The sequence below is a fragment of the Citrobacter sp. XY323 genome, assembly GCF_025106035.1.
GTDB classification, from domain to species: domain Bacteria; phylum Pseudomonadota; class Gammaproteobacteria; order Enterobacterales; family Enterobacteriaceae; genus Citrobacter; species Citrobacter braakii.
The window spans coordinates 234,679-257,286 of sequence record NZ_JANYUK010000011.1; the positions used below are offsets into that span (position 1 = coordinate 234,679).

General features: G+C 51.9%; 21 protein-coding genes and 1 pseudogene. 6 read left to right on the top strand and 16 right to left on the bottom strand.

What is annotated here, in order from left to right; genetic code table 11:
• Position 1 precedes the first annotated feature (1 nt).
• A complete protein-coding gene (locus tag N0B36_RS15215) occupies positions 2-709 on the bottom strand; it encodes a CoA transferase subunit A (RefSeq protein ID WP_046276373.1) in 708 nt (235 codons plus the stop codon).
• Between the two features lie 142 nt (positions 710-851).
• Between N0B36_RS15215 and N0B36_RS15220 the strand changes: the two genes are divergently transcribed.
• Positions 852-1,742, top strand: a complete 891-nt coding sequence (locus tag N0B36_RS15220; RefSeq protein ID WP_016153095.1) for a LysR family transcriptional regulator — start codon at positions 852-854, stop codon at positions 1,740-1,742.
• A gap of 28 nt (positions 1,743-1,770) precedes the next feature.
• Here N0B36_RS15220 and N0B36_RS15225 read toward each other — a convergent pair whose 3' ends face one another.
• From N0B36_RS15225 to N0B36_RS15255, 7 genes and pseudogenes are all read right to left on the bottom strand, one after another.
• Positions 1,771-2,706, bottom strand: a complete 936-nt coding sequence (locus N0B36_RS15225; protein WP_259688586.1) for an ABC transporter ATP-binding protein — start codon at positions 2,704-2,706, stop codon at positions 1,771-1,773.
• Positions 2,699-3,685, bottom strand: coding sequence for an ABC transporter ATP-binding protein (locus N0B36_RS15230; RefSeq protein ID WP_216403446.1), 987 nt, complete (start codon positions 3,683-3,685; stop codon positions 2,699-2,701). The genes N0B36_RS15225 and N0B36_RS15230 overlap by 8 nt, the downstream gene beginning before the upstream one ends.
• Positions 3,682-4,578: a D,D-dipeptide ABC transporter permease gene (ddpC, locus tag N0B36_RS15235; protein ID WP_016156536.1), complete on the bottom strand. Its 897-nt coding sequence runs from the start codon at positions 4,576-4,578 to the stop codon at positions 3,682-3,684. The genes N0B36_RS15230 and ddpC overlap by 4 nt, the downstream gene beginning before the upstream one ends.
• The gene (locus N0B36_RS15240) at positions 4,575-5,597 is read right to left on the bottom strand and encodes an ABC transporter permease (protein WP_016153091.1); all 1,023 of its coding nucleotides are present in this window, start codon (positions 5,595-5,597) and stop codon (positions 4,575-4,577) included. The genes ddpC and N0B36_RS15240 overlap by 4 nt, the downstream gene beginning before the upstream one ends.
• Positions 5,598-5,641: 44 nt before the next feature.
• Positions 5,642-7,204 carry an ABC transporter substrate-binding protein gene (locus N0B36_RS15245; protein ID WP_259688587.1) on the bottom strand — a complete coding sequence of 521 codons (1,563 nt, stop codon included), beginning with the start codon at positions 7,202-7,204 and terminating at the stop codon, positions 5,642-5,644.
• 15 nt (positions 7,205-7,219) lie between these two features.
• Positions 7,220-7,807: a D-alanyl-D-alanine dipeptidase gene (gene ddpX / locus N0B36_RS15250; protein WP_016156534.1), complete on the bottom strand. Its 588-nt coding sequence runs from the start codon at positions 7,805-7,807 to the stop codon at positions 7,220-7,222.
• 14 nt (positions 7,808-7,821) lie between these two features.
• Positions 7,822-8,677: pseudogene (locus N0B36_RS15255) on the bottom strand (MurR/RpiR family transcriptional regulator).
• 400 nt (positions 8,678-9,077) lie between these two features.
• Here N0B36_RS15255 and hdeB point away from each other — a divergent pair.
• A complete protein-coding gene (gene hdeB, locus N0B36_RS15260; protein WP_003019999.1) occupies positions 9,078-9,407 on the top strand; it encodes an acid-activated periplasmic chaperone HdeB in 330 nt (109 codons plus the stop codon).
• Between the two features lie 155 nt (positions 9,408-9,562).
• Complete coding sequence (locus N0B36_RS15265) at positions 9,563-11,506, top strand: methyl-accepting chemotaxis protein (protein WP_137379748.1); 1,944 nt, start codon at positions 9,563-9,565, stop codon at positions 11,504-11,506.
• 65 nt (positions 11,507-11,571) lie between these two features.
• Here the strand turns inward: N0B36_RS15265 and N0B36_RS15270 are convergent, their stop codons facing one another.
• Positions 11,572-12,939 carry a glycoside hydrolase family 10 protein gene (locus tag N0B36_RS15270; protein ID WP_259688589.1) on the bottom strand — a complete coding sequence of 456 codons (1,368 nt, stop codon included), beginning with the start codon at positions 12,937-12,939 and terminating at the stop codon, positions 11,572-11,574.
• 12 nt (positions 12,940-12,951) lie between these two features.
• On the bottom strand, positions 12,952-13,239 hold the full coding sequence (locus N0B36_RS15275) for a VF530 family DNA-binding protein (RefSeq protein WP_016153085.1): 288 nt from the start codon (positions 13,237-13,239) through the stop codon (positions 12,952-12,954).
• A gap of 454 nt (positions 13,240-13,693) precedes the next feature.
• On the opposite strand from N0B36_RS15275, the gene N0B36_RS15280 reads away from it, so the two are divergent.
• The 3 genes from N0B36_RS15280 (at position 13,694) to N0B36_RS15290 (ending at position 16,454) form a co-directional block, all read left to right on the top strand.
• Complete coding sequence (locus tag N0B36_RS15280) at positions 13,694-14,410, top strand: YebC/PmpR family DNA-binding transcriptional regulator (protein ID WP_016153084.1); 717 nt, start codon at positions 13,694-13,696, stop codon at positions 14,408-14,410.
• A gap of 776 nt (positions 14,411-15,186) precedes the next feature.
• Positions 15,187-15,945, top strand: a complete 759-nt coding sequence (tam, locus tag N0B36_RS15285) for a trans-aconitate 2-methyltransferase (RefSeq protein WP_103766294.1) — start codon at positions 15,187-15,189, stop codon at positions 15,943-15,945.
• Between the two features lie 131 nt (positions 15,946-16,076).
• A complete protein-coding gene (locus tag N0B36_RS15290) occupies positions 16,077-16,454 on the top strand; it encodes a GFA family protein (protein ID WP_047500428.1) in 378 nt (125 codons plus the stop codon).
• Here N0B36_RS15290 and N0B36_RS15295 read toward each other — a convergent pair.
• From N0B36_RS15295 to sad, 6 genes are all read right to left on the bottom strand, one after another.
• The gene (locus N0B36_RS15295; protein ID WP_200046706.1) at positions 16,451-17,365 is read right to left on the bottom strand and encodes a bestrophin family protein; all 915 of its coding nucleotides are present in this window, start codon (positions 17,363-17,365) and stop codon (positions 16,451-16,453) included. The genes N0B36_RS15290 and N0B36_RS15295 overlap by 4 nt on opposite strands.
• A 208-nt stretch (positions 17,366-17,573) precedes the next feature.
• Complete coding sequence (locus N0B36_RS15300) at positions 17,574-19,025, bottom strand: tagaturonate reductase (RefSeq protein WP_016156489.1); 1,452 nt, start codon at positions 19,023-19,025, stop codon at positions 17,574-17,576.
• A gap of 106 nt (positions 19,026-19,131) precedes the next feature.
• Positions 19,132-19,659 (bottom strand): N-acetyltransferase, encoded by a 528-nt coding sequence (locus tag N0B36_RS15305; RefSeq protein ID WP_259688590.1) that lies wholly within the window; start codon positions 19,657-19,659, stop codon positions 19,132-19,134.
• Positions 19,660-19,740: 81 nt separating this feature from the next.
• On the bottom strand, positions 19,741-20,100 hold the full coding sequence (locus N0B36_RS15310) for a DUF4186 domain-containing protein (RefSeq protein WP_016153078.1): 360 nt from the start codon (positions 20,098-20,100) through the stop codon (positions 19,741-19,743).
• Entirely contained in the window at positions 20,100-21,026 is a 927-nt protein-coding gene (glsB, locus tag N0B36_RS15315; protein ID WP_259688591.1) for a glutaminase B, read from the bottom strand. Before glsB ends, N0B36_RS15310 begins: the two co-directional genes overlap by 1 nt.
• Positions 21,027-21,201: 175 nt before the next feature.
• Complete coding sequence (sad, locus tag N0B36_RS15320; protein ID WP_216403438.1) at positions 21,202-22,590, bottom strand: succinate-semialdehyde dehydrogenase; 1,389 nt, start codon at positions 22,588-22,590, stop codon at positions 21,202-21,204.
• Positions 22,591-22,608: the final 18 nt, after the last annotated feature.

Here is a 22,608-nt window from a genome sequence, read left to right on the forward strand (position 1 = left end):
GTCAGGCTCCTTTCTGGCGCAGGGTGCGTTGTTCAATACGTTTTTCAAACTGCCCCTGGATAATGCGGTTAACGTAAATTCCGGGGGTGTGAATTGCGGCGGGGTCCAGCTCTCCGGGAGGGACAATTTCTTCAACTTCCACGACGGTAATACGCCCAGCGGCGGCCATCAGCGGATTAAAATTTTGTGCAGTGTGGCGATAAATAACGTTGCCGTACCAGTCGGCTTTCCAGCCTTTAACCAACGCAAAATCACCGGTTATCGCCTGCTCTAAGATGTAAGGGCGTCCGGCAAACTCGCGAACTTCTTTCCCTTGCGCGACCGGGGTTCCGTATCCGGTCGCGGTAAAGAATGCCGGGATCCCCGCGCCGCCCGCGCGCAGCTGCTCAGCCAGCGTGCCTTGCGGCGTCAGGATAGCTTCCAGTTCACCGCTGAGAACCTGCTGCTCAAACAGGGCGTTTTCACCTACATAAGATGCGACCACTTTGCGTACCTGGCGCGTTTCCAGCAGAACGCCAAGGCCAAAACCATCCACGCCGCAGTTGTTTGACACAACCGTAAGCCCCTGAACCTCCCGACGGCGTACTTCGGCAATCAGGTTCTCAGGGATCCCACATAAGCCAAAACCGCCCGCCAGCAGCGTCATGTTATCGGTCAGTCCTGCCAGCGCCTCTTGATAGGTGGCAACCCGTTTATCCAGTCCAGCCATACACTTGCCCCTCCTGTTGTCCTTGCCGACATCATTGGGGGTGAAAAATGATTTGTTAATTTTAAATTTGTGACTCACTCATTGGGTTTTTTTATCAATTTAATGTTAATTAAAGGTATTCAACAAGTTAAAGGAATGCGAAATGGGAATGAGCATCAAACAGTTACGCGCGTTTTTAGCGGTAGCTCACACTCTGAATTTTGCTCATGCCAGTGAAAGACTGAATATGTCGCAACCCGCTTTAAGCCTGGCGATTAAAGGACTGGAGGATTCACTGGGCGGGGCGTTACTGTTGAGAACCACCCGCAAAGTGACCCTGACGCAGGAGGGAGAAACGCTGCTCAACATGGGGCGACAACTGCTGGCGGACTGGGAGAATACGGAAGAGGCAATGCGTCAGCGCTTTACGCTGCAGCGCGGGAAAATCTCTATTGCCGCCATGCCCTCATTCGCCGCTAACGTCCTGCCATCGGTACTGAAAACGTTTCGTGATTCCTACTCCGGGATCAACGTAACGGTACATGACGTGATTAACGAACAAGTGATTGAGATGGTCAGTGAAGGGCGGGTGGAGATGGGCATTGCCTTTGAGCCGGACTCTTCAGGACATCTGCATTTCACCCCGCTCGGCGTGGATCGTTTTATCGCGATTGTTCCGCCGACATGCAAACTGGCGGGCCGGGATCGTATTGCGTGGCGCGAGTTACTGACGCTGGATTTTATCACCCTGCAACGTCCTTCTGCCGTGCGCCTGATGCTGGAAGAACAGCTGGTGCAAAGTGGGCATACGCTGGAAGTGGCGCTGGAGAGCCATCAACTGGTGACGGTTGGTCGCCTGGTGGCGAGCGGACTGGGCGGCAGCGCCGTGCCCGCATTGTGCCGTACGCAAATGACAGAGCTGGGCGCAACCTGTATCGATCTGGATACGCCGGTGATCCAGCGTCGGATCGGCGTTTTGCGTTCGGCGCATCATAAGTTATCTACCGCTTCTGAAGTGCTGGTGGATTCACTGAAAAAGGCGTATTGCACCTGACTCTCACGCAATACGCCAACTGCTCAGCTCATGCAACCGCCCGCCAGCAGCGAACTTCACCACCGCTATCACTTTTCAGCAATGCCTGTTTCTTCTCACAGCCGCTGGTTGCCAGTGGGCACCTGTCACGGAAAAAACAACCCTGGGGCAGCGTTCGGTTCCCCGGTAGTTCGGTTTTCCGTAACACCAAATCCTCCGCCAGCGGTGCTCCCGTTTTAGGGACCGAATCCAGCAATAATCGCGTGCAGGGATGGGCGGGCTGCGTGAGTACCTGCTGCGCATCGCCCAGCTCAACAATTTGCCCGAGGTACATCACCGCCACGCGGTCGCTCATATGGCGGACCACCGACACGTTGTGCGAGATCAGCACGTAGGTCAGGTTTCTGCGCGCCTGCAATGACACCAGCAGATTGAGAATTTGCGCCTGCACGGAGATATCCAGCGCCGAAGTAGGTTCATCGAGCACAATCACGTCCGGCTCTGATGACAACGCCCGGGCGATGGCAATACGCTGGCGCTGTCCACCGGAAAACGCATGCGGCAGGCGGTCGAGATATTCAGGACGAATTCCCACTTGTCGCGCCAAATCTTCAGCAAGCATACGGCGCTCACGTTCTGCAGGACGTTTTTGGATCCACACCGGTTCGGTGATAATCCGCCATACCGGTAAGCGCGGATCCAGCGATGAAAGGGGATCCTGAAAGACCATTTGCATACCGGTATGCTGCTTGTCATCACGGCGCGCATAGCTGCCCTGACTGGGTTTCAGCATCCCCATCAGCAGTTGCGCCAGCGTACTTTTTCCACAACCGGACTCGCCAACAATCCCCAGCGTTTCCCCCTGACGGATCTGTAAATCCAGACCATTGAGGGCATGCACCCGTTCCGTTACCTTGCCGAGCCAGTTTTTACGCGCAGGGAAGTTGACATGAACATTCTGCAGCGCCAGTAAAAAATCAGACATGTGTTGTCTCCAGTTGCGGATACCAGCAGGCAGATTGTTGATCCCCGCCTCCCTGACTGCGTAACGCAGGTGTTTCTTCACAACGGGGGCCAGCGGCAAAGCAGCGCTCGCGAAACGCGCATCCCGTCGGTAAGCAGGTTAAGTTCGGCACGGTGCCGGGAATGGCGGGCAGCAATGCGCGCGGCGCGCCGTGCTCCGGCGCGCATTTCAGCAGACCAATGGAATAGGGATGCGTCGGGCGTTGAATAACGGTTTGCGTTGGGCCACTCTCAATCACGCTTCCGGCATACATGACGTACAACCGGTCGCATAACTGTGAAACCACCGCCATATCATGGCTGATAAATAACACGGCTGTCCCGCTGGCTCGCGCTTTTAACTTCAGCAAACGCAGCACCTGCAGTTGCACCGTGACGTCCAGAGCGGTGGTCGGTTCATCGGCAATAATAAGCTCCGGTTCACACGAAAAGGCCAGCGCTATCATTACGCGCTGGCGCATCCCGCCGGAAAGCTCAAACGGGAAACGCTTCATGACTTCCGCCGCGTCCGGGATTTGCATCTCCTGAAGTAAAGCGATGGCTTTCTGACGGGCATCCGTGCGGCTTAATGCCTGATGATGGCGGATAACCTCCACCATTTGCTGACCGATGCGTCGGGTCGGATTCAGCGCCGTCATGGGTTCCTGAAAGATCATCGCTACGCGTGCGCCGCGCCATTGGCGCATTTGCTTCTCGCTGGCATTGAGCACATCTTCCCCCAGCAGCGAAACGCGTCCCTGGTGGATATGATAACTGCCTTCCGGCAGCAGACGCATGGTGAGCATGGCCGTCACGGACTTACCGGAACCGGACTCACCAACCACGCCAACGATTTCTCCGCGGTTGATATGCAGCGATACATGGTTAAGCGCATGCACGTCAGCTTTATAGCCGGGAAAACTCAAATGCAAATCTTCGATTTCCAGCACGGGTTGTGTCATGACTGTTTTCCTCCGGCTTTCGGGTCAAGCAGATCGCGAATACCATCGCCAAAGAGATTAAAGCCCACGGCGGTAATCAGAATGGCGGCGCCGGGGAAAGCGCAATACCACCACTGATCAAGCACATAGTTACGGCCTATTGCGACCATCGCTCCCCATTCAGCGCTGGGTTGCTGTGCGCCCAGACCGATAAATCCGAGCGTGGCGGCCATCAGGATCGCACTGCCGATATCCAGCGACGCTTGCACAATTAGCGGGGGCAGAGAGTTACGTAAAATGTGCCAGCTAATCAGATGCCAGCGTGATGCGCCGTAGGTCCGCGCCGCCTGCACATAGGTAAACTGGCGCACTACTAACGTTTGACCGCGTGCGAGGCGCACATAAAACGGAATACGTACGATAGCAATCGCCAGCATGGCGTTAAACAGGCTTGGACCCAACGCGGCGGCCAGCGCCATCGTCAGCACCAGCGAGGGAATGGACAGCATAATGTCCATTATTCGCATAATAATTGCATCGGCGCGTCCGCCCATGACGCCAGACAAACAGCCCAGCAGCGAACCCAATCCCCCGGCGATACCCACCACGACCAGCCCCGCAACGACCGATTGTTGGCTACCCACCAGAACGCGGCTGAACAGATCGCGGCCGACTTCATCGGTACCAAACCAGTGAGCGGCTGACGGGGGCAGCAGGCGTGCACTCAAATTGATGGCATTAGGGTCGTGAGGGGTTATCCACGGCGACAGCACCATCAGCAGCAGTATCAACACAATGATGACCCCGCCAACCAGCGTCAGCGGGCTGCTTTTCATCATCCAGAACAGTTTAGCCCAGTCCGTGCGACGGCGTGTTGTCTGAGGCGCGGCTGGCGTTTCTTGTGTGAGCATCATTGTGCGTCTCCGCGTCCAATTCGTGGATCGATCCACAAGTAGAGTAAATCCACCACCAGGTTAACCAGCACATAGGCGAAAGAGACCACCACGGCAAATCCCATTACCGCCGGGAAGTCGAGCGCCTGAATCGACGTCACCACCCAGGCGCCCATTCCCGGCCAGGCGAAGACCGTTTCAGTCAGCACCGCACCGTAGAGCAGATCGCCCAATGCCAGGCCGAGAACGGTTATCGAGGGGATAAGCGCATTTGGCAACGCGTAACACAGCACGATGTACCAGCCCGGCAACCCGCTGGCGCGAGCGGTGCGAATGTAATCTTCACTCAGTTGCTCCAGCATGGCGGAGCGAATCTGGCGGGCAACGATCCCCAGGTGCACAAAGGCCAGCGTCAGTGATGGCAGGATCAGGTGCTGAAGCGCATTGAAAAAGACTTCGCCATTGCCTTCCAGCAGTGCATCAATCAGATAGAACCCGGTGACGTGAGTTGGCGGATCCAGCCAGTCGTCTAAACGTCCACCGCCGGGTAAAATTTGCAGATGACCATAAAACAGCACGATAACCCCCAGCCCCAGCCAGAATGCTGGCGTGGAGATACCGGTGATTGCCATCAGACGAACGAGGTGATCTAGCCAGCGGTTGCGCCAGACCGCAGATAAAATGCCCAAAGGAATACCGATAACCAGCGCCAGCAACAAGGAGCAGAAAGCCAGCTCAAGGGTGGCGGGGAAGAAGATGCGCAGCTCATCCAGCACCGGACGTCCGGTGCGAATAGAAGTGCCTAAATCGCCGTGAAAAATGTCGCTGACATAGCGAAAAAACTGGACATACAGCGGCTGGTTCAGCCCCAACTGTTGGCGAATATTTTCGACAATTTCATCACTGGCGCGATCGCCCGCCAATAGCCGCGCGGGGTCGCCAGGTATCAGGTGCGAAATAATAAAAGTGATTACGCAAACACCGATAACCACCAGAATAAGTCCCCAGCATCGCTGGCGTAAAATGCTCCAGAACGTCATTAGCTTCCCCTTGCGGAGCCAGAGCGGCTCCGCATTAACGTGGCTTATTTACTCATGGTGGAGATATTGAAGACCTGTTCCAGCATGGGGTTGAATACAAATCCTTTGACGTCTTTGTTCATCGCCAACTGATAGTTTTTCTGGAATAAATAGACGTAGGCGGCTTCATCAATCACGATAGTTTGCGCCTGCTGGTAGTCATTGGTTCTGGCAACCTGATCGGTCGTGGCCAGCGCGCTACGCAGTAGCTTATCGACCTCACCGTTTTCATAGAACGAACGGTTACCCGGCAAGCCTTTCTTATCTGACTCAAACCAGTAGTTCATAAACATGTACGGATCGGCGAAATCTGGGCTCCAGTTGCCAATGGCAATGTCGTAATCTCCTTTGCCCACGCGGTCACGCATGGTGGCGTTCGCCAGTTTTTCCAGCTTCACCTTAATGCCCAGTTTGCCAAGGCTTGCCTGGGTCGCGAGCGCGATAGGTTCCCAGTTAGGGTCATTATCCGAGTACAGGAAGCTCAGGCTGTCAGGTTTGGAGGCAACGTTGTCCCACGCCGCTTTCGCTTTAGCTTCATCGAAACTGTACTGCATGGCCTTGTCGTCAAAACCCCACATGCCTTCAGGGATCGGACCCCGCATTTGCTTACCGTTGCCGCTCAGGATCCCGTTTACCATGCCTTTATAATCGGTGGCCCACGAGATGGCGCGGCGTAAATCCACCTGATTGAGCGGCGCTTTACTGTTATTCAGATACAGATAGGTCACGCGCAACGAGGGATAATCCGCCACGTTAACTTTGCCTTCCTGTTTTAAGGCGGCAAGCTGGTCAACCGGAAGCGCATCAGCAATGTCGATATCACCCCGCGACAATTGCAGACGGCGAGAGGCGCTTTCACCGATGATTTTTACCGAAACCCGCTTAAACGCCGGTTTTGCACCGGCATAATATGGGTTAGGAACCAGCACCAACTGCTGTCCCTTTTGCCAGCTTTTGAGCATGAAGGGACCGGAGCCTGCCGTGTTCTGCGCCAGGAATCCGCGGGCATCGTCTGCGGCATGCTCTTTTAAGACGGCCGGGTTAATAATTGAGGCCCCGTCATTGGCCAGCGTATACAGGAACGGCGCAAATGGCTGGCTGAGGGTAAACTTCACCGTATTGTTATCGATAGCCTCAACCTTCAGATCTTTCGGGAACGCTTCTGCAGGCCCCTGGCCGATTTTGAGCAGGCGTTCAAAAGATTGCTTTACCGCATCAGCCGTCACCGGCGTTCCGTCGGCGAATTTGGCATCGTTTTTCAGGATAAACGTCCACTCTTTCTGGTCGTCAGAGGCCTTCCAGCCGCTGGCCAAATCGCCTTCAACTTCCGTGGAGCCTTTACCGCCATCTGTTTTGTACTGAACCAGTCGCTGATAAGAGGGATAGGTGACCGTCCAGTCGTTGTTATCGATGGTCACGGCGGGATCGAGCGTCTGCGGATCGGCAGCTTTGCCGATCACCAGCATATCTTTGGGAACGGCGGCCTGCGCAGCGGGCAGGGCAAACGCCAGCGCAACGGCTATCAGAGCGGGGCGAAAAAACGCGTTTAACGCAGGTGTAGTCTTCATAACCAGGCTCCAGAATTAAAGGGAATGTTGTGTTGTTATGGGTGTGACAGTGTAACAATCTATCTGATCGTCAAGCAGCGGATAGCGGGCGGCATCAGGTAATTCAAAATGCCACCACTCGCTGGTGATACCGACAAAACCGCCGCCAAACATAATGGCATTGAGCAGCAGGCGGTTGCGCTGCGCAGCCGGAGGAACAGAAGGGTGCCAGGCATGGGAACGGTCGTGCATCTCATCAAAGCCCGCGCCCATATCGAGAAGATTGCCACGATCGTCCATTAGCGTAACGTCAATGGCCGTCCCGCGGCTGTGATTGGATCCTATCGCCACATCAACAACATACTGAGGATCTGGACACGCATTCCACAGCACCGCCTGCGCCTGCTGCGGGCGATACGCGTCGTATACCACAAGTTTCAGGCCCGCCAGTTGCGCAATACTGATGCTTTTCGCCAGCGCAGTGACCGCCTCGGTGTGCAACAGGCAACGAGCTTCCCGGTAGATAGGGGCGCCGGTAATGTTGTCTGCCGTAGCGTATTTAAGATCGATATGCAGCGACGGGAATATCACCGACAGATCGACCAGTTCTGGGGTTTCTGACATAGCACGTTTCCTGTTTATTGTTCGAATTGACCAAATTGTTGTTGTAACTGGCGATTGGTTTGCAGGCGTTCTGCGAGGGAGTCACCCAGTTGTGCCACCACCGCAGAGAGTAATAAGTTGAACAGACAGCTCACCGGAGCCAGTGAGTCCCAGAAATGTCCGGTGTCAGTTTTCACCTGAAGTAAGTCAATGGAATAGTCTCTGGCCCACGGGCACCACACATCGGTGATTAACGCCAGCGGAATGCAGCGTTCTGTGGCAACGCGGCAATATTGTCGCGAGATAGCGGAATAGGCGCGCATATCGGTGATCACCACGTAAGGCTGGGTGAATCCTGAATTCAGCGACTCGACCCAACTGCCGGAAAGCCCTTCGGAGTAGCTGACTTTAGGCCGCAGGTATTCCAGGTGACTGAAAAAGGCGTTAGCGATCCCGCGGGTGGACTGGATCCCAAGGATATACACGGCTTCCGCATGCGCCAGCCGCTGCGCTATGCGTAAAAACGTTTCGCCTTGCGCGAGTTGATAGACATAGGTAATGGCGTCGATTTCCAGTAACAGCGACTGCTGCGCGCGATCTGGCAGGCTTTGTTGCTGGTGCCAGGAGTCCAGCCGCTCGTTCATCCCCCAGGGTTGATAGGCGACGACGGGTAGCTCCCGCAGGCTGGCTTTTGCATCTTCCAGATTGCGAAAACCCAGTTTACGCAGATAGCGCCCAACGGTAATGCCGCTGGTTCCGGTTGCTTTAGCAATACCATCCGCGGTTTCAAAAGGGATCTGCACAGCATGGGCTAACAGCCACCCGGCCGCTGGGCGTCAGTTGGCTAAAGGTCTGCTCTATGCGGGTAAATAACTCCGGTTTCGCTGTCATTACCTTCTCGCTGTTAATTGTTTGTCAGAGTACGGTTCACTGTTAGCAAATTAACAATGCAGGACGCGTGCCATGTTAGTAACAGCGGCACGCCGACCATTTTTGTTAAAAATCAGCCCATATCCGTTAACTAATGATCAACATTTGTGCAGCGTAGTTCAGTTTTGGTGCAGGGACAGGGGAAGATGGGTATGAATCTGCTGATTTCGTCGGAACGATCACATTGTGGCCACGTTTTACGCCCAGACATCAGAATCAGTAATGTGAAATATAAATTTCAGCCATATCAATGGTGGCAATCTTTATTCTTATGACGTTAGGGGTATTATTTTTTGCGAACTACATTAACGGTTTGAAGCGCAAGTGTAGATATTATTTATATTATAAATGGAGTACTACAATGAATAAATTCTCCCTTTCTACAGCAGGTATTCTGGTCGCAGCGCTGTTAACCAGTGTCAGCGTCAATGCAGCAACTGATAACGCTAAAACTGAAGTGACTCCAAAAGGCATGAATTGCCAGGAGTTTATTGATTTGAACCCGCAAACTATGGCCCCGGTGGCTTTCTGGGTGCTCAATGAAGACGAAGATTTCAAGGGTGGCGATTACGTAGACTATAACGAAACCGTGACTACTGCAGTTCCTCTGACCGTTGAACTTTGTAAAAAACATCCGCAGAGCGAATTAAGCAAAATAAAAGACGAAATCAAAAAAGAATTATCTAAATAAGATTAAGTCATTATTAAAACCCAGCCAAAGTGCTGGGTTTTGCTATTTGTGACAATGTCACCTATTTATTTTGTGATACTTAAGAAAACTTTATAAAGATATAAACGCCTGTGCCGATACTGGATAAAAGTTAGCCTTTTGCAGAAGGAGTTTGTATGGCCTGGTATCCTACTCGTATTTCAACGCGTTTAACCATCGGCGGCATTCTGCTGCTTGCAGTCACGACCCTTGTTATTGTGGTGATTATGCTCTGGCGTGGTCAACCGCGCGTCGTTGAAATCAACACCGCCCTGATCGAAGAAACAGGGCAAGGTTTAACCCGCCAGTTGAGTACCGTATTGTCCCGAATTGAAGGTGAGACCGTTAGCTTGTCACGACTGGCTGAGGTGCTGCCAAATGATGAATCTCTTTATCAAAGCGTCGTTCCGCATCTGATTGGTGAAGATAAAGATTCGATTATTACCGGCGGCGGCATCTGGCCAGAACCAGACGCTTTCACCGCAGGTGTGGAGAAAAGAAGCTTTTTCTGGGCGCGTAATGCTGAAGGTAAACTGGTGTATTCCAACGACTATAACGTCGAAGGGTCAAGCGGATACCACAATGAAAACTGGTATCAGCATGCTAAAGGGCATTCACAAAACAGTTGCTTATGGTCTGATGTCTACCAGGACGCCAGTACAGGCGTCAACATGGTGACGTGCAGCGTACCTTATCAACTGGCGGGCAAGTTTGCGGGTGTCGCCACCACCGATATTCGCCTGGATAACGTCGCCACTTTCATGCAGCAGCAGGGAAACAGCACCGGTGGTTACGCGTTTGTGGTGGACAAGCAGGGACAAATCCTCTATTTCCCGCAGGCCGATCTGGCGAAATATAAAACCATTAACGATCTGGCGCAAAGCGCGCAATGGCTTATCCCGGTGGAAAACGGTCTGAAATCTCTGCGCCCAGCGGACGGGGTGAAAACGATTACGCTTGCAAATGATAACGTCCTGAATTCGGCTTCACGGGTGATGCTGTTCCCGATGGCGGATACCGGTTGGGTTGTTGGTCTTGCGACGCCTGAATCGCGTATCGTCGGCCTTGCCAAAGTGATGATGCAGGACGTGCTGGAAGTGTTGATCCCGATCATGACCCTGTTGCTGGTGGGATCCTGGCTGGTGGTTCGCCGACTGATTTCGCGTCTTGATGATACCCGTCAGGCTCTCGATGACATTGCGCAGGGAGAAGGCGATCTTACCCGTCGCCTGGATGTGCGTGGCAAAGATGAGATTTCCGCTATCGCCGAAGCGTTTAACCTGTTCGTCGATAAAATCTCAGCCATCCTGATCACCGTCAGAAGCAGTAGCGTAGTGGTGGCGAATAACGCTGTCAGCCTGGCAGACAGTAATATGGAACTTTCATCTCGCGTGACGCAACAGGCCGCTGCGCTGGAAGAGAGTTCGGCGGCAATGGAACAGTTAAATGCGACCGTACATCAAAATGCCAGTAATACACAACTGGCAGATGAGCTCTCCGATAGCACCGCGCAAACGGCCAACCGCTGCGGCGATGTTATGCAGGGTGTTATCTCTACAATGGATAATGTCAGTGCCTCATCCGGCAGAATGGTGGAAATTGTCGCGGTTATCGACAGCATTGCGTTCCAGACCAATATTCTCGCCCTGAATGCCGCGGTTGAAGCCGCCAGAGCAGGTGATGCCGGAAGAGGGTTTGCCGTTGTGGCCTCCGAAGTGCGTACGCTGGCCCAGCGCAGCGCCACCGCCGCGCAGGAAATAAAAGCATTGATCGATGAATCCGTTTCTCATGTAGGTAGCGGAAGCCAGCAAATTCACAATGCGGGCGAACGTCTGGGAGAACTGGTCAGTAATGTACGTCAGGTACGTCAGTTAATGGGGGAAATACGCGTTGCGGGTGAAGAACAACGCAAGGGCGTTTCCGAAGTTACGCTGGCCGTTACCGAAATGGACAGCACCGTTCAGCAAAACGCCTCGTTAATAGATGATGCCGCCGCGCGAACGCAGGCGCTGAAAGAGGAGGCGGAACAGCTGGCGATGCTGGTCTCATCATTCAGATTGCCTGAGCCTTCAGTTGCCTGATGGATCGGTTAAGAGCGTCCGTATAACCGGACGCTCTTGCGTTATAAATCCAATACGGACGACCATTAACGCCCCCAACGACTGCGAATATAGGTCACGGCTTCCTGCGTTTGCGGCTGATTAAGGTAATCTTCGCGAAACAAAATTGTGCCGTTAATGTGCGGTTCAGACTCGTTCAGATCGAGCTGTTTTTTTAGCTCCGGCACGCCGCCTTTAACCGTCCAGTCAGGTTCTTTTCGCGACGGCTCACCGACTTTGTACAACGCCACCCCAATATACAGGCGGGTGTTGGTTGATTTGACGACATCTGCCCACCATTTCGCCAACACATCGTAACGCGCCGCGTCGCGGGCAAAAGGCCAGTACAGCTGCGGGGCGATGTAGTCCAGCAAGCCTTGTTGCACCCAGCGGCGGGTGTCCGCATACGATTCATCATAGGCTGCCGCGCCGCGCGTGTCGGAGCCCGCCGGATCGTGCGAACGGTTGCGCCACACGCCCGCAGGGCTGACGCCAAATTCAACTTCAGGTTTGAGTTTCTTGATGGTTCGTGAAACCTGAGCGATCAGGCGTTGCGTGTTATCGCGCCGCCAGTCAGCTTTGGAGACAAATCCCTGGCCGTATTTTCTGAAGGTCTGGCTGTCGTTGAGCGCAGAGCCGGGAGACTCGGTATAGAAATAATCATCGAATTGCACGCCGTCAGCCGGGTAATTCTCAACTACTTCAGCCACGATACTGGTTATCCAGTCACGCACTTCGGGAATACCGGGATCTAACACAAAACGCTCGCCCGAGGTACGGATCCAGTCCCGATGCAGGACATAAACGCTGGAAGGCGTCTGTGACAGCGTGTTGTTTAATTCGGTAACCGTTGCCGGTTTAGTGTTCACGGACACGCGGTAGGGGTTAAACCAGGCATGGACTTTCATTCCGCGTTTATGCGCTTCATCGAGCATAAACCGTAACGGATCGTAACCCGGATCCTGACCAATCTTACCGGTCAGGGTATCTGACCACGGCAAGATTGTAGAATGCCACAACGCAGTGGCATCGGGCTTCACCTGGAAAAAAACGGTGTTAATACCAAGACGTTTCAGGTTATCCAGCTTGTCAGTCAGCGCCTTTTGCTGCTGGCTGATACGAACGGCAGGCGAGCTGATGTTGACGGATGAAATCGGCGGCCAGTCAAGACGCGAAACCGTTGCCAGCCAGATACCGCGCACCGGCTCCTTGCTCTGCAGTGGTTTGCCCACCGGGGGCAGTGGGGTGATTTTTGAACCGGGCGGCTGTGAAGAACAACTGCCAAGTAGCAACATACTGCCTACGAGCAGCGCAAACCATTTCATGTTGGTTCGCGGCAGCCTGGCTCGGGAACGGGCGAGAATATTCGCCAGTTTTTTCTGATAATTTGCTGAAATAAAACCGGATGCTGACATCAGATTTTGCTCTTAATTCTTCTTGTTGCGGCTGTTAGCCCAGGGATCGAACGCCGGTTCGGTGGTGTTATTTGAGGCCAGGTCATGCAGTGAATCCAGGTACAGCGCTTCAACTTCTGCCCGCGCCCACGGCGTGCGGCGCAGAAACTTCAGACTGGATTTAACGCTCGGCTCATTTTTAAAGCAGTTGATATTAATGCGTTGCGCCAACTCAGCCCAACCATAACGATCAACCAGTGCATTGACCTGCATTTCAAGCGTTACGCCATGTAAAGGGTCTTTAGAAATATGAGCATTCATATGAAGTCCAGTTCAGTGGTTCCAGATTTTGTCAGTAGTGCAACGGGAAGAAGGTTACAAGAAAGCGGGGCGACCAGCAATGGCATCTGTTCCTCAGGCTTTCATGATTAAGAAGTAAACATCAGCCAGACATTGCTGAAGAAAAGATCTGGATTAGATGCGTTCATTAATCTTAAGTGGGTATTTATACCTGGATTGTTACTTCAGCTTCTCTTTATTTATGTATTATTGCTACCATTCAACTATTAAAATTAAAAAACTAAAGATCTAAAAAAAACGAAAATAACATATCCATAATGTTAACTATTGATAAAATTAAAGTAACATTTAGTAAAACATGGATATTTTGTTTTTCATGGACGAGAGTTTACATATCATGATATAATATTGCGGAAAAATTTGCAGGCTATTAATCTGCATGTAATGTAAATGAATTTCTGAGGAGACTATTCCAGTGGGACGTAAATGGGCAAATATTGTTGCTAAAAAAACTGCTAAAGACGGTGCAACGTCTAATATATATGCAAAATTCGGTGTAGAAATCTATGCTGCTGCCAAACAAGGTGAACCAGACCCAGAATCAAACTCAGCTTTAAAATTCGTTATTGAACGTGCGAAACAAGCACAGGTTCCTAAACACGTTATTGATAAAGCAATTGATAAAGCCAAAGGCGGCAGCGATGAAACGTTCGTGCAAGGGCGTTATGAAGGCTTTGGTCCAAGTGGTTCACTGATTATCGCTGAAACGTTGACGTCAAATGTTAACCGTACGATTGCTAATGTCCGCTCAATTTTCAATAAAAAAGGCGGGAATATCGGAGCGGCAGGTGCTGTCAGCTATATGTTTGACAATACCGGGGTGATTGTATTTGCAGGAACAGATCCTGACCATATTTTTGAAATTTTGCTTAATGCTGATGTAGATGTTCGCGATGTAACCGAAGAAGAGGGAAACATCGTTATTTATACTGAATCTACAGACCTTCATAAAGGAATTGCAGCCCTGAAAGCCGCAGGGATTACTGAATTCTCAACAACAGAATTAGAAATGATTGCTCAATCAGAAGTTGAACTTTCACCAGAAGATTTAGAAATCTTTGCAGGACTCGTTGATGCCCTTGAAGATGACGATGATGTTCAAAAAGTCTATCACAACGTTGCAAACCTCTAATTATAAATAAAGGAATCTGTTATTGCGGCAGATCTTTAACTTATAAAGTTGTTACAAAAATATCTAGCCCGATACATTGATTATAAAAAAAGAAAAAATTTACGGTAGAAAATCAAAGTGACTGTCTGTTTTTGCTCAAGGCAGACAGTCATGTCCAGCAGTTTTCAGTCAGGATTAGCAGGGGGAGCTTTTCCAGGAATGAAAAAAACCGCTTCCTGGCTTCCTGGCTTCCTGACTCGAAGGCGACAACAGCTCTGACCTTATCGTTTTTCATCACTGTGTACCAACCGGAACCGCCAAACTGAGAATGGCTAAAGAGGGATCTGCATTCGGGGTCATCTGACGAAAACTTGTTACCGTAGCAGATAAGGGAAGGGTAAGGATTTGATGGAACGGCGTCAGCTAAGGGGTATGAACTAAGCATCCATCAAATACCAAATTGCATTTAACATAATATACATTATGCGCACTGATGTTAAGTAAGGTAGAATCTGATGCTTTATGGTAATCCTTGTGCTGCTCGATAATGATGGCCAAACCTCTTTTCAGATGCCGTTACCAGCGCTAACCATTTTCGACTTGTGCCGCATCACTCACTGAACATCAAAATTGATAACTGTATTTCTCGCAGGCAAACCACTGACATGCCAATCTGTCTTCCTGGCATATTTCTGCCCTTATCCTTCATTATCATATAATCTTCTAAATGAAATGGCTCACCGGCAAGGACTTATGCGGTCCTTTCTGCCTTTTTCTCTCATACTGGAGATTCATTCATGGCTGACTGGAACCCTTCGCTTTATCTGCAATATGAAACTGAACGTTCAAGACCCGCAGCGGAATTACTCAACAGAGTGGCGTTAGAGAGTATTCGTTCAGTTGTTGATCTTGGCTGTGGTCCGGGAAACAGCACGGCATTACTGCATCAGCGCTGGCCTTCGGCTGTAATAACCGGGGTTGATTCCTCACCCGCCATGCTGAATGAAGCGCGCAACGCATTACCGCAATGCCATTTTATTGAAGCGGATATCAGTCAGTTCCAGCCCGAGCATCCTGTGGATCTGCTTTACGCAAATGCGTCTTTACAATGGGTACCCGATCACTATGAACTATTGCCGAACCTGGTATCGCTGCTGGGTCGCAACGGCGTTCTGGCCGTACAAATGCCGGATAACTGGCTGGAACCCACGCATGTTCTGATGCGCGAAGTGGCTTATGAACAGGGTTTCCCGGACCGGGGCCGTGCGCCACTGCCTGGCGTGCATGCCTACTATGATATTTTGACCGAAACTGGCTGTGAGGTGGATATCTGGCGCACCACGTATTATCACATTATGGATTCTCATCAAGCAATTATCGACTGGGTAAGTTCTACAGGCCTGCGCCCCTGGTTACAGGATTTGAGAGAAAGCCAGCAACGTCAGTATCTGGCGCGCTACCACGAACTACTTCAGGAGCAATATCCACTGCAGGAAAATGGCAAAATTTTACTGGCATTTCCCCGATTGTTTATTGTTGCGCAACGCAATAATTAAGCATTTATCATCAGATAGATCACAGGAATAGAGGATCGCCTATGAGCGCCCTCGCCTTTTTAACATAAGGATCTAGTGACAATGCGAGGCATCTGCTAGTGTCTTGCCACGTGTTTCCGACGGGAGTTGTTATGTCTAAAGTCTACATTGGTGGGTGTCTTTGTGGTTCGATCCGCTTCACGGCCAGCAGTCCTAATAATTCCCATACCTGTTCCTGCGATATATGCCGGAAACATACGGGCGCACCGACCGTCGTCTGGATTGAGTTTGATGCGAAAAATGTGGAATGGACCGGAAAAGCCGGAAAACCGACAACCTGGCGCTCATCAGAAACGAGTTGTCGAGCCTTTTGCCCTCAGTGCGGCAGTTCCGTGGGCGCTATTGATGATGCCCCGGTAATTGCACTTTTAGCCGGGGCTTTTGATGACCCTAACGATGAAGACCTGGCACCAGAGTTTCATTCGTTTTCCGATATGCAGCCAGCCTGGTGGCAAAACGAACGTAACTAAGTTAGTTGGTAATGCTTATCAGGCATGTGTTTTGCTGGCACATTTGTTTCATCGTTCATCTGCAGCAAATCGATTTCGATCGCATTGCAAATCGCATCCAGCGGCAGGTCATTGTTCTCTGTGCCAAACGGATCTTCAAGCTCTTCTGCAAGCGTGTCGAGCGAGATAAAAGTATAGGAAATAAGCACCGAGATAAACGGTGTCATGTAGTGCAGATCCACCACTAACGCGAATGGCAGCATGATACAAAACAGGTATACCGTGCGATGAAGGATTAAAGTATAAGCAAACGGGACCGGCGTATTCGCAATCCGCTCACAACCAGCCAGTACCGCAGACATATCGTTTAATCTATTGTTTAAACTATGAAATAATATGTCTGACAGTTGATCATCACGCCTGCGCACGGCCAACCACTCTCCCATCAACAACAAAATGCGGTTTGCTGGAGATTGTGAGGCAAATACCGTCTGCAGATCTTTCTCGCTGAGGTACTTCGCCAACGGCTCTGCCTGTGGCTTTCGACGTAAAGTCATGCGTAAACAGTGTGCAAAGGCGATTTGCAGACGAACAAACTGCCCTAATTCGGCGTCGTCCGGTAAGGTGGTTTTTACCTCACGCAGTAGCGATCGCGAAGCAATCATCAACTGCCCCCACAGGTGTCGGGCCTCAACGTAACGTGAATAACAGGCGTTATTGCGAAAACCTAAAAAGATTGCAATCGCCACGCCGAGAATGCTGAATGGCGCCAGGGTGAATTTGATTCCCAGCATCGTATACCACGGAAGCATGATAATAACGGCGATGGAGAGCAGGAAGTTCAGCAGCAGTCGTGAAAAGATTTTGGATAATACCGACCCATGCCAGACGAATATCAGGCGTAGCCAGTGTTGTTGGGGGCGAACGATCATGGTTTTCTTCGGGAAAATGTGAAATCCATCACATTAGACGCGATCATGATCAATGTTGCAAGTTAATCGCAACATTAACTAAACAACTTTTGCTCTGCCAGAACCACCGCGCACCGGAGTTACAGAACGGTGTAGTTATTAATAAATAATAGTATGTTGTAACTAAAGAATGTTCTATAAAAAACCCGGCCTGAGCCGGGTTGTCTTCTTAGCACAATGGCTTAACGGCTTCACGCATGCCTTTGGCCAGAATGGTATCCAGATCGGCTGAAACCTGCTCCACGAGTCCGGAAACCTGAGTCAGATCCTGTTCCCAGTGTTCTTTAACGCCCAGTACCGATTTGACTAACTCTTCGGTGCTTATCTGGCGGTCATGATGCTGGGACCACAGCTGTTGAAAACGTGCCACCCAGTGCGCATCATCCTGGACCGGATAAGCCTCACCGTTACGCTCTCCACGATAGAAAGCAATCAGCGCGGCAAGCGCAAACGTCAGGCGCGCCGGCAGTTTACCGCTGGCCTGTTGCCCTGCCAGCAGCTGCGGCAAAATACGGGTACGGAATTTAGTCATGCCGTTCAGAGCAATCGACAGCAACTGATGCTTGATGTACGGATTGCAGAATCGACCGGTCACCGCGCTGGCGAAAGACGCCAGCTCATCGCGGGGTAAATCCAGTACCGGAATGATCTCTTCATAAATCGCTTTTTCAACGAAGGCGCAAATCTCTGCGTCATTCATCGCCTCACCCACGGTGTCCAGCCCTGCCTGCCAGGCAACGGGAACCAGTGCGGTGTGTGCGCCGTTGAGAATCGCCACTTTCCGTTCTTTGTACGGTTTGATGTCATCAACAATCAGGACATTGAGCGGATACTTATCCAGACGCAGTTCTGCAGCTAATGACTTCGGTCCCTGAATAACGAACAGATAGAAGTGTTCTGCAGTGTCGAGGAAGGCATCGTGATAGCCCAACTCAGCTTCCAGTTTCTCCACTTCGTCACGCGGATAACCGGTAACAATGCGGTCCACCAGCGTGGAGCAAAATGCGTTGGCCTGATCCAGCCACTGAATAAATGCCTCCGGCAGCGCCCACTCCTGAGCGTAGCGCAGGACCAGTTCCCGCAGCGCATCACCATTGTAATCAATCAGTTCGCAAGGAATGATAATCCAGCCTTTATCCGACGCGCCATTAAAATGGCTGAAGCGTTCGAACAACAGTCGGGTCAGTTTAGCCGGATAACTCACCGCCGGTGCATCCTCAAACTTATCGCCCGCGTGGTAGCTGATGCCCGCTTCAGTCGTGTTGGAGAACACAAAACGCATATCTGGATTATGCGCCAGCTTCAGGAACTCATCGTATTCGCTATAGACGCTGATTTCGCGGTTAACCGAACGGATCAAACGGGCATCGCTTACGGCCTCGCCCTTCTCATTCAAACCACGAATGATGGTGGTATAGAGACCATCCTGCGTACTCAGCGATGGCGGGAAGGTACTTTCGATAGGACGAACAATGACTACACCAGCGTTCAGATCGGTATGTTCGTTCAGCAAATCGACTTGCCAGTCAACAAAGGCGCGCAGGAAGTTTCCTTCACCAAACTGAATAATGCGTTCAGGATACTGAGCACCGGGGAAATCGCGACGATTTAGTGTTTGCACAATGGGTTCCCTTTTTAATTAGTCATACAACCTGATTGAATTGGTCCAATAGGTTAGCAAACTTTAATACATTGAAACCCTGTTTTGATCAATCCCCGGCGACAAATTAGAGAGTTTTGTAGAAAAGTGTGGTCCCGGTCAGCTTCCCGTCAGGCATTTTTGCATAGTCCGGTATCACCCCTACTTGTTGCCATCCACAATTGTGGTAGAACAACTCAGCGCCACTGCCCGTCGCTGTATCAAGCACCAGCAGCGTTTTCCCTTGCTGACGCGCGCAGTTTTCGAGTTCGTTCATCAACATCCGGGCAACACCACCGCGCCGCGCTGAGGGGTGAACCAGCAGCTTGGCGACATCAGCACGATGAGGTTGGTTTTCGGGTTGATCGATAATGAGCTGGACGGTACCGACAAGCACTCCCTGTGCGTTCTGCGTACCCAGAACAATCCTTTCTCCACGGTCAACGCTTTGCGCGACACTTATCCAGAAAGGCCGTGATTTATCACCACTAAAAGGGAGCATAAAGCTGACAGAGGCGCCATCATTGACGCATGTTTCAAGGATGTCGCTGAATTCATCGATTCTCGACAGAATCTGGGCCGCGCTCAGCACAAAGCAGGGTTTACAGGAAGCCATTTTTTTCTCCTTAGAATGACCCCTTCATACTGCTTTTAACAATTGCACAACACAAGGAGTCATATCATAGGATTATGTTATCTATGGCTTGTTCATCTGGATCACTAGCCAGTGGTAGATAACCGTGACAACGTAACGCTGCTGTTCATCGTTTAACGCCACACCCTGAGGGATATCATGCCATTTCGCCAGACATCCCCGACAACAGGTCGCCGTAGCATGTTGAGCGATAAATACCGGATGCCCGCGCATGGGTGTCTGCTTACCGTCATTGGCAGGAAACGCGGGCGCCAGCCGTTTGGCAATAAAATCCGTGGCGTGTTGTTCGATAACCGGCGCGCCTTTATCCAGACAATACTGCCTTTCTTTCTGGCCAAGGCGAAATCGCGAGCGAAACGTTGATTTCGCCAGCCGGGCAAAAAGAGGATCGAGCGTGTTCATCAGTAAACCGAGCGCCCCAGTTGTTGCGTTAATTGCTCCAGCACGGCGATACCCGCCAGCGAATTTCCCGCCGCATCCAGTTCCGGACTCCAGACGGCAATCGCCATCTCGTGAGGCACGATAGCCACGATACCGCCCCCCACACCAGATTTCGCCGGTAAGCCCACTCGCCAGGCAAATTCCCCTGCGTTCTGATACATGCCACTGGTCGCCATCAGCGCGTTGATCTGTCGGGCCTGCATGGGTGTCACCACCGGCTCAGCAAGATGAAAAGCATGTCCCTGATTTGCCAGAAAGACGAACGTGCGCGCCAGCTCCACACAGCTCATTTTCAGTGCGCAGTAGTGAAAGTAATTTTGCAAAACGGTGGTCACGTCATGGTGAAAATTGCCAAAGGACTTCATTAACCAGGCAATAGCCGCGTTACGCGCCGAGTGCTCAAACTCAGAACGCGCCACCGTCGTATCATAGGCGATATCCGAAACGCCGCTTAGCGCCCGTACCACTTCCAGCATCCGTTGACGCGGTGCGCTCAGACGTCCTTGCAGCATATCGCAAACCACCAGCGCCCCGGCGTTGATAAAGGGATTGCGTGGGATGCCTTGCTCCATTTCCAACTGCACCAGGGAATTAAAAGGATGCCCGGAAGGATCCTTGCCGACGCGTTGCCAGATCTCATCTTCCTGATAGTGACGCATCGCCACGACCAGACTGAGCACCTTTGAAATTGACTGAATAGAAAAGCGCTCTTGCGCATCCCCCGCCTGATACTGCTGTCCATCGACGGTGCAAATAGCAATACCCAGTTTTGAACCGTCGACAGAAGCTAAGGCAGGAATGTAATCAGCGACTTTACCCTGACCAATCAGCGGACGAACCTGCTGCACAATGGTCTCTAAAATTGAATTGTCCATGGCCCTGGCCACAACATGCTCCTTGCTCGCAGGTATGAAAGGCCTGCGAGTATAACAGAGCTGAATACGCAGCGTCAGGCCGGAAGGCGGAATCTGGCCACGGTCTGCATGAGCGGGTGAGATTCATGCCGTAGACAGAAATATTGCAGAATTAAGGCCGGTGCCCCCATCGGAGGCACCCACACCATCAGAGGCGGTTTTTCCAGACGGTCTGTACATTACAAAACTCATGCAGACCAAAGTGTGAAAGCTCGCGGCCAAAACCACTTTTCTTCACGCCGCCAAAAGCAACGCGGGCATCGCTGGCGCTGTAACCATTGATAAATACGCCCCCACACTCCAGGCGTGACGCCATCTTCTGCGCCAGAGCTTCATCCGCGGTGAACACCGTGGCTGATAAGCCGAAATCACTGTCATTAGCCAGCGCTAAAGCATGTTCCGCATTCTTTGCAACGGTAATCGCTGCAACCGGGCCAAACAGCTCCTGACGAAAAGCCGTCATCTCCGGGGTGACATCCCCCAGAACCGTCACGGCATAGTAATTGCCCTGACCCGCGATTTTTTCCCCGCCGAGAAGTAACCGCGCGCCTTCGGCAAGGGAGGCTTCGACCTGCTGATGCAGCTCATCGCGCAGATCAAATCTTGCCATCGGACCCAGATCGTTTTCTTCGTTCAGCGGGTCGCCCATTTTGAGCGCGCTCGCGGCCGCCACAAAACGAGCCGTAAATTCTGCCGCAATTCCTTCTTCGATAATAAAGCGCTTTGCTGCCGCACAAACCTGTCCGGTGTTCTGATAACGACCGGCGACCGCCGCCTTAACGGCCAGATCGAGGTCAGCATCATTAAGGACAATAAACGGATCGGAACCCCCCAGTTCAAGCACGCATTTTTTCAACGCCGCACCCGCCTGAGCACCAATCGCCGCACCGGCTCGAACGCTGCCCGTCACCGTTACCGCCGCGATACGCGGGTCATTGATCATCTGACTTACCCCGGCGTTATCGGCATTCACCCAACCATAAACACCCGCGGGAACGCCCGCATCAGCAAAAACCTGCGCGATAATCGCAGCACAGCCGGTTACGTTTGGCGCATGCTTTAACAGATAGCCATTTCCGGCCAGCAGAATTGGAATGGCGCCGCGAAGTACCTGCCAGAGCGGGAAGTTCCACGGCATGATCGCCAGAATAGTTCCAACGGGGCGATACTCAATCACCGCCTGGTTGTTCTCCACCAGCGTAGGTTCCGGGTTGAGCATCGCCGGTCCATGTTCGGCATACCAGTCACACAATGCGGCTGATTTGGCAACTTCACCACGCGCCTGCTTGATGGGTTTCCCCATTTCACGTGAGATACACTGCGCCATCTCTTCGGCGCGATGACGCAGAGCCTGCCCGATATGACGCAGCGTTTGCGCACGGCGCTCAACGGCAGTGTGTTTCCATTCGCGGTAGCCATTCGCGGCAAGGCTCAGCGCATGTGCAATCTCTTCAGTACTGGCCCACGGCATTGCCGCCAACCTTTCACAGTTGGTAGGGTTAACGGAAATCGCATGTGTTGCTGCTGTGATAGTCATAAGTGCCTCTCTTTATCG

Bases quoted from the DNA above. Each gene is read 5' to 3' on its own strand.
- N0B36_RS15215 (WP_046276373.1), bottom strand. From the start codon at position 709: ATGGCTGGACTGGATAAACGGGTTGCCACCTATCAAGAGGCGCTGGCA.
- N0B36_RS15220 (WP_016153095.1), top strand. From the start codon at position 852: ATGGGAATGAGCATCAAACAGTTACGCGCGTTTTTAGCGGTAGCTCAC.
- N0B36_RS15225 (WP_259688586.1), bottom strand. From the start codon at position 2,706: ATGTCTGATTTTTTACTGGCGCTGCAGAATGTTCATGTCAACTTCCCT.
- N0B36_RS15230 (WP_216403446.1), bottom strand. From the start codon at position 3,685: ATGACACAACCCGTGCTGGAAATCGAAGATTTGCATTTGAGTTTTCCC.
- ddpC (WP_016156536.1), bottom strand. From the start codon at position 4,578: ATGATGCTCACACAAGAAACGCCAGCCGCGCCTCAGACAACACGCCGT.
- N0B36_RS15240 (WP_016153091.1), bottom strand. From the start codon at position 5,597: ATGACGTTCTGGAGCATTTTACGCCAGCGATGCTGGGGACTTATTCTG.
- N0B36_RS15245 (WP_259688587.1), bottom strand. From the start codon at position 7,204: ATGAAGACTACACCTGCGTTAAACGCGTTTTTTCGCCCCGCTCTGATA.
- ddpX (WP_016156534.1), bottom strand. From the start codon at position 7,807: ATGTCAGAAACCCCAGAACTGGTCGATCTGTCGGTGATATTCCCGTCG.
- hdeB (WP_003019999.1), top strand. From the start codon at position 9,078: ATGAATAAATTCTCCCTTTCTACAGCAGGTATTCTGGTCGCAGCGCTG.
- N0B36_RS15265 (WP_137379748.1), top strand. From the start codon at position 9,563: ATGGCCTGGTATCCTACTCGTATTTCAACGCGTTTAACCATCGGCGGC.
- N0B36_RS15270 (WP_259688589.1), bottom strand. From the start codon at position 12,939: ATGTCAGCATCCGGTTTTATTTCAGCAAATTATCAGAAAAAACTGGCG.
- N0B36_RS15275 (WP_016153085.1), bottom strand. From the start codon at position 13,239: ATGAATGCTCATATTTCTAAAGACCCTTTACATGGCGTAACGCTTGAA.
- tam (WP_103766294.1), top strand. From the start codon at position 15,187: ATGGCTGACTGGAACCCTTCGCTTTATCTGCAATATGAAACTGAACGT.
- N0B36_RS15290 (WP_047500428.1), top strand. From the start codon at position 16,077: ATGTCTAAAGTCTACATTGGTGGGTGTCTTTGTGGTTCGATCCGCTTC.
- N0B36_RS15295 (WP_200046706.1), bottom strand. From the start codon at position 17,365: ATGATCGTTCGCCCCCAACAACACTGGCTACGCCTGATATTCGTCTGG.
- N0B36_RS15305 (WP_259688590.1), bottom strand. From the start codon at position 19,659: ATGGCTTCCTGTAAACCCTGCTTTGTGCTGAGCGCGGCCCAGATTCTG.
- N0B36_RS15310 (WP_016153078.1), bottom strand. From the start codon at position 20,100: ATGAACACGCTCGATCCTCTTTTTGCCCGGCTGGCGAAATCAACGTTT.
- sad (WP_216403438.1), bottom strand. From the start codon at position 22,590: ATGACTATCACAGCAGCAACACATGCGATTTCCGTTAACCCTACCAAC.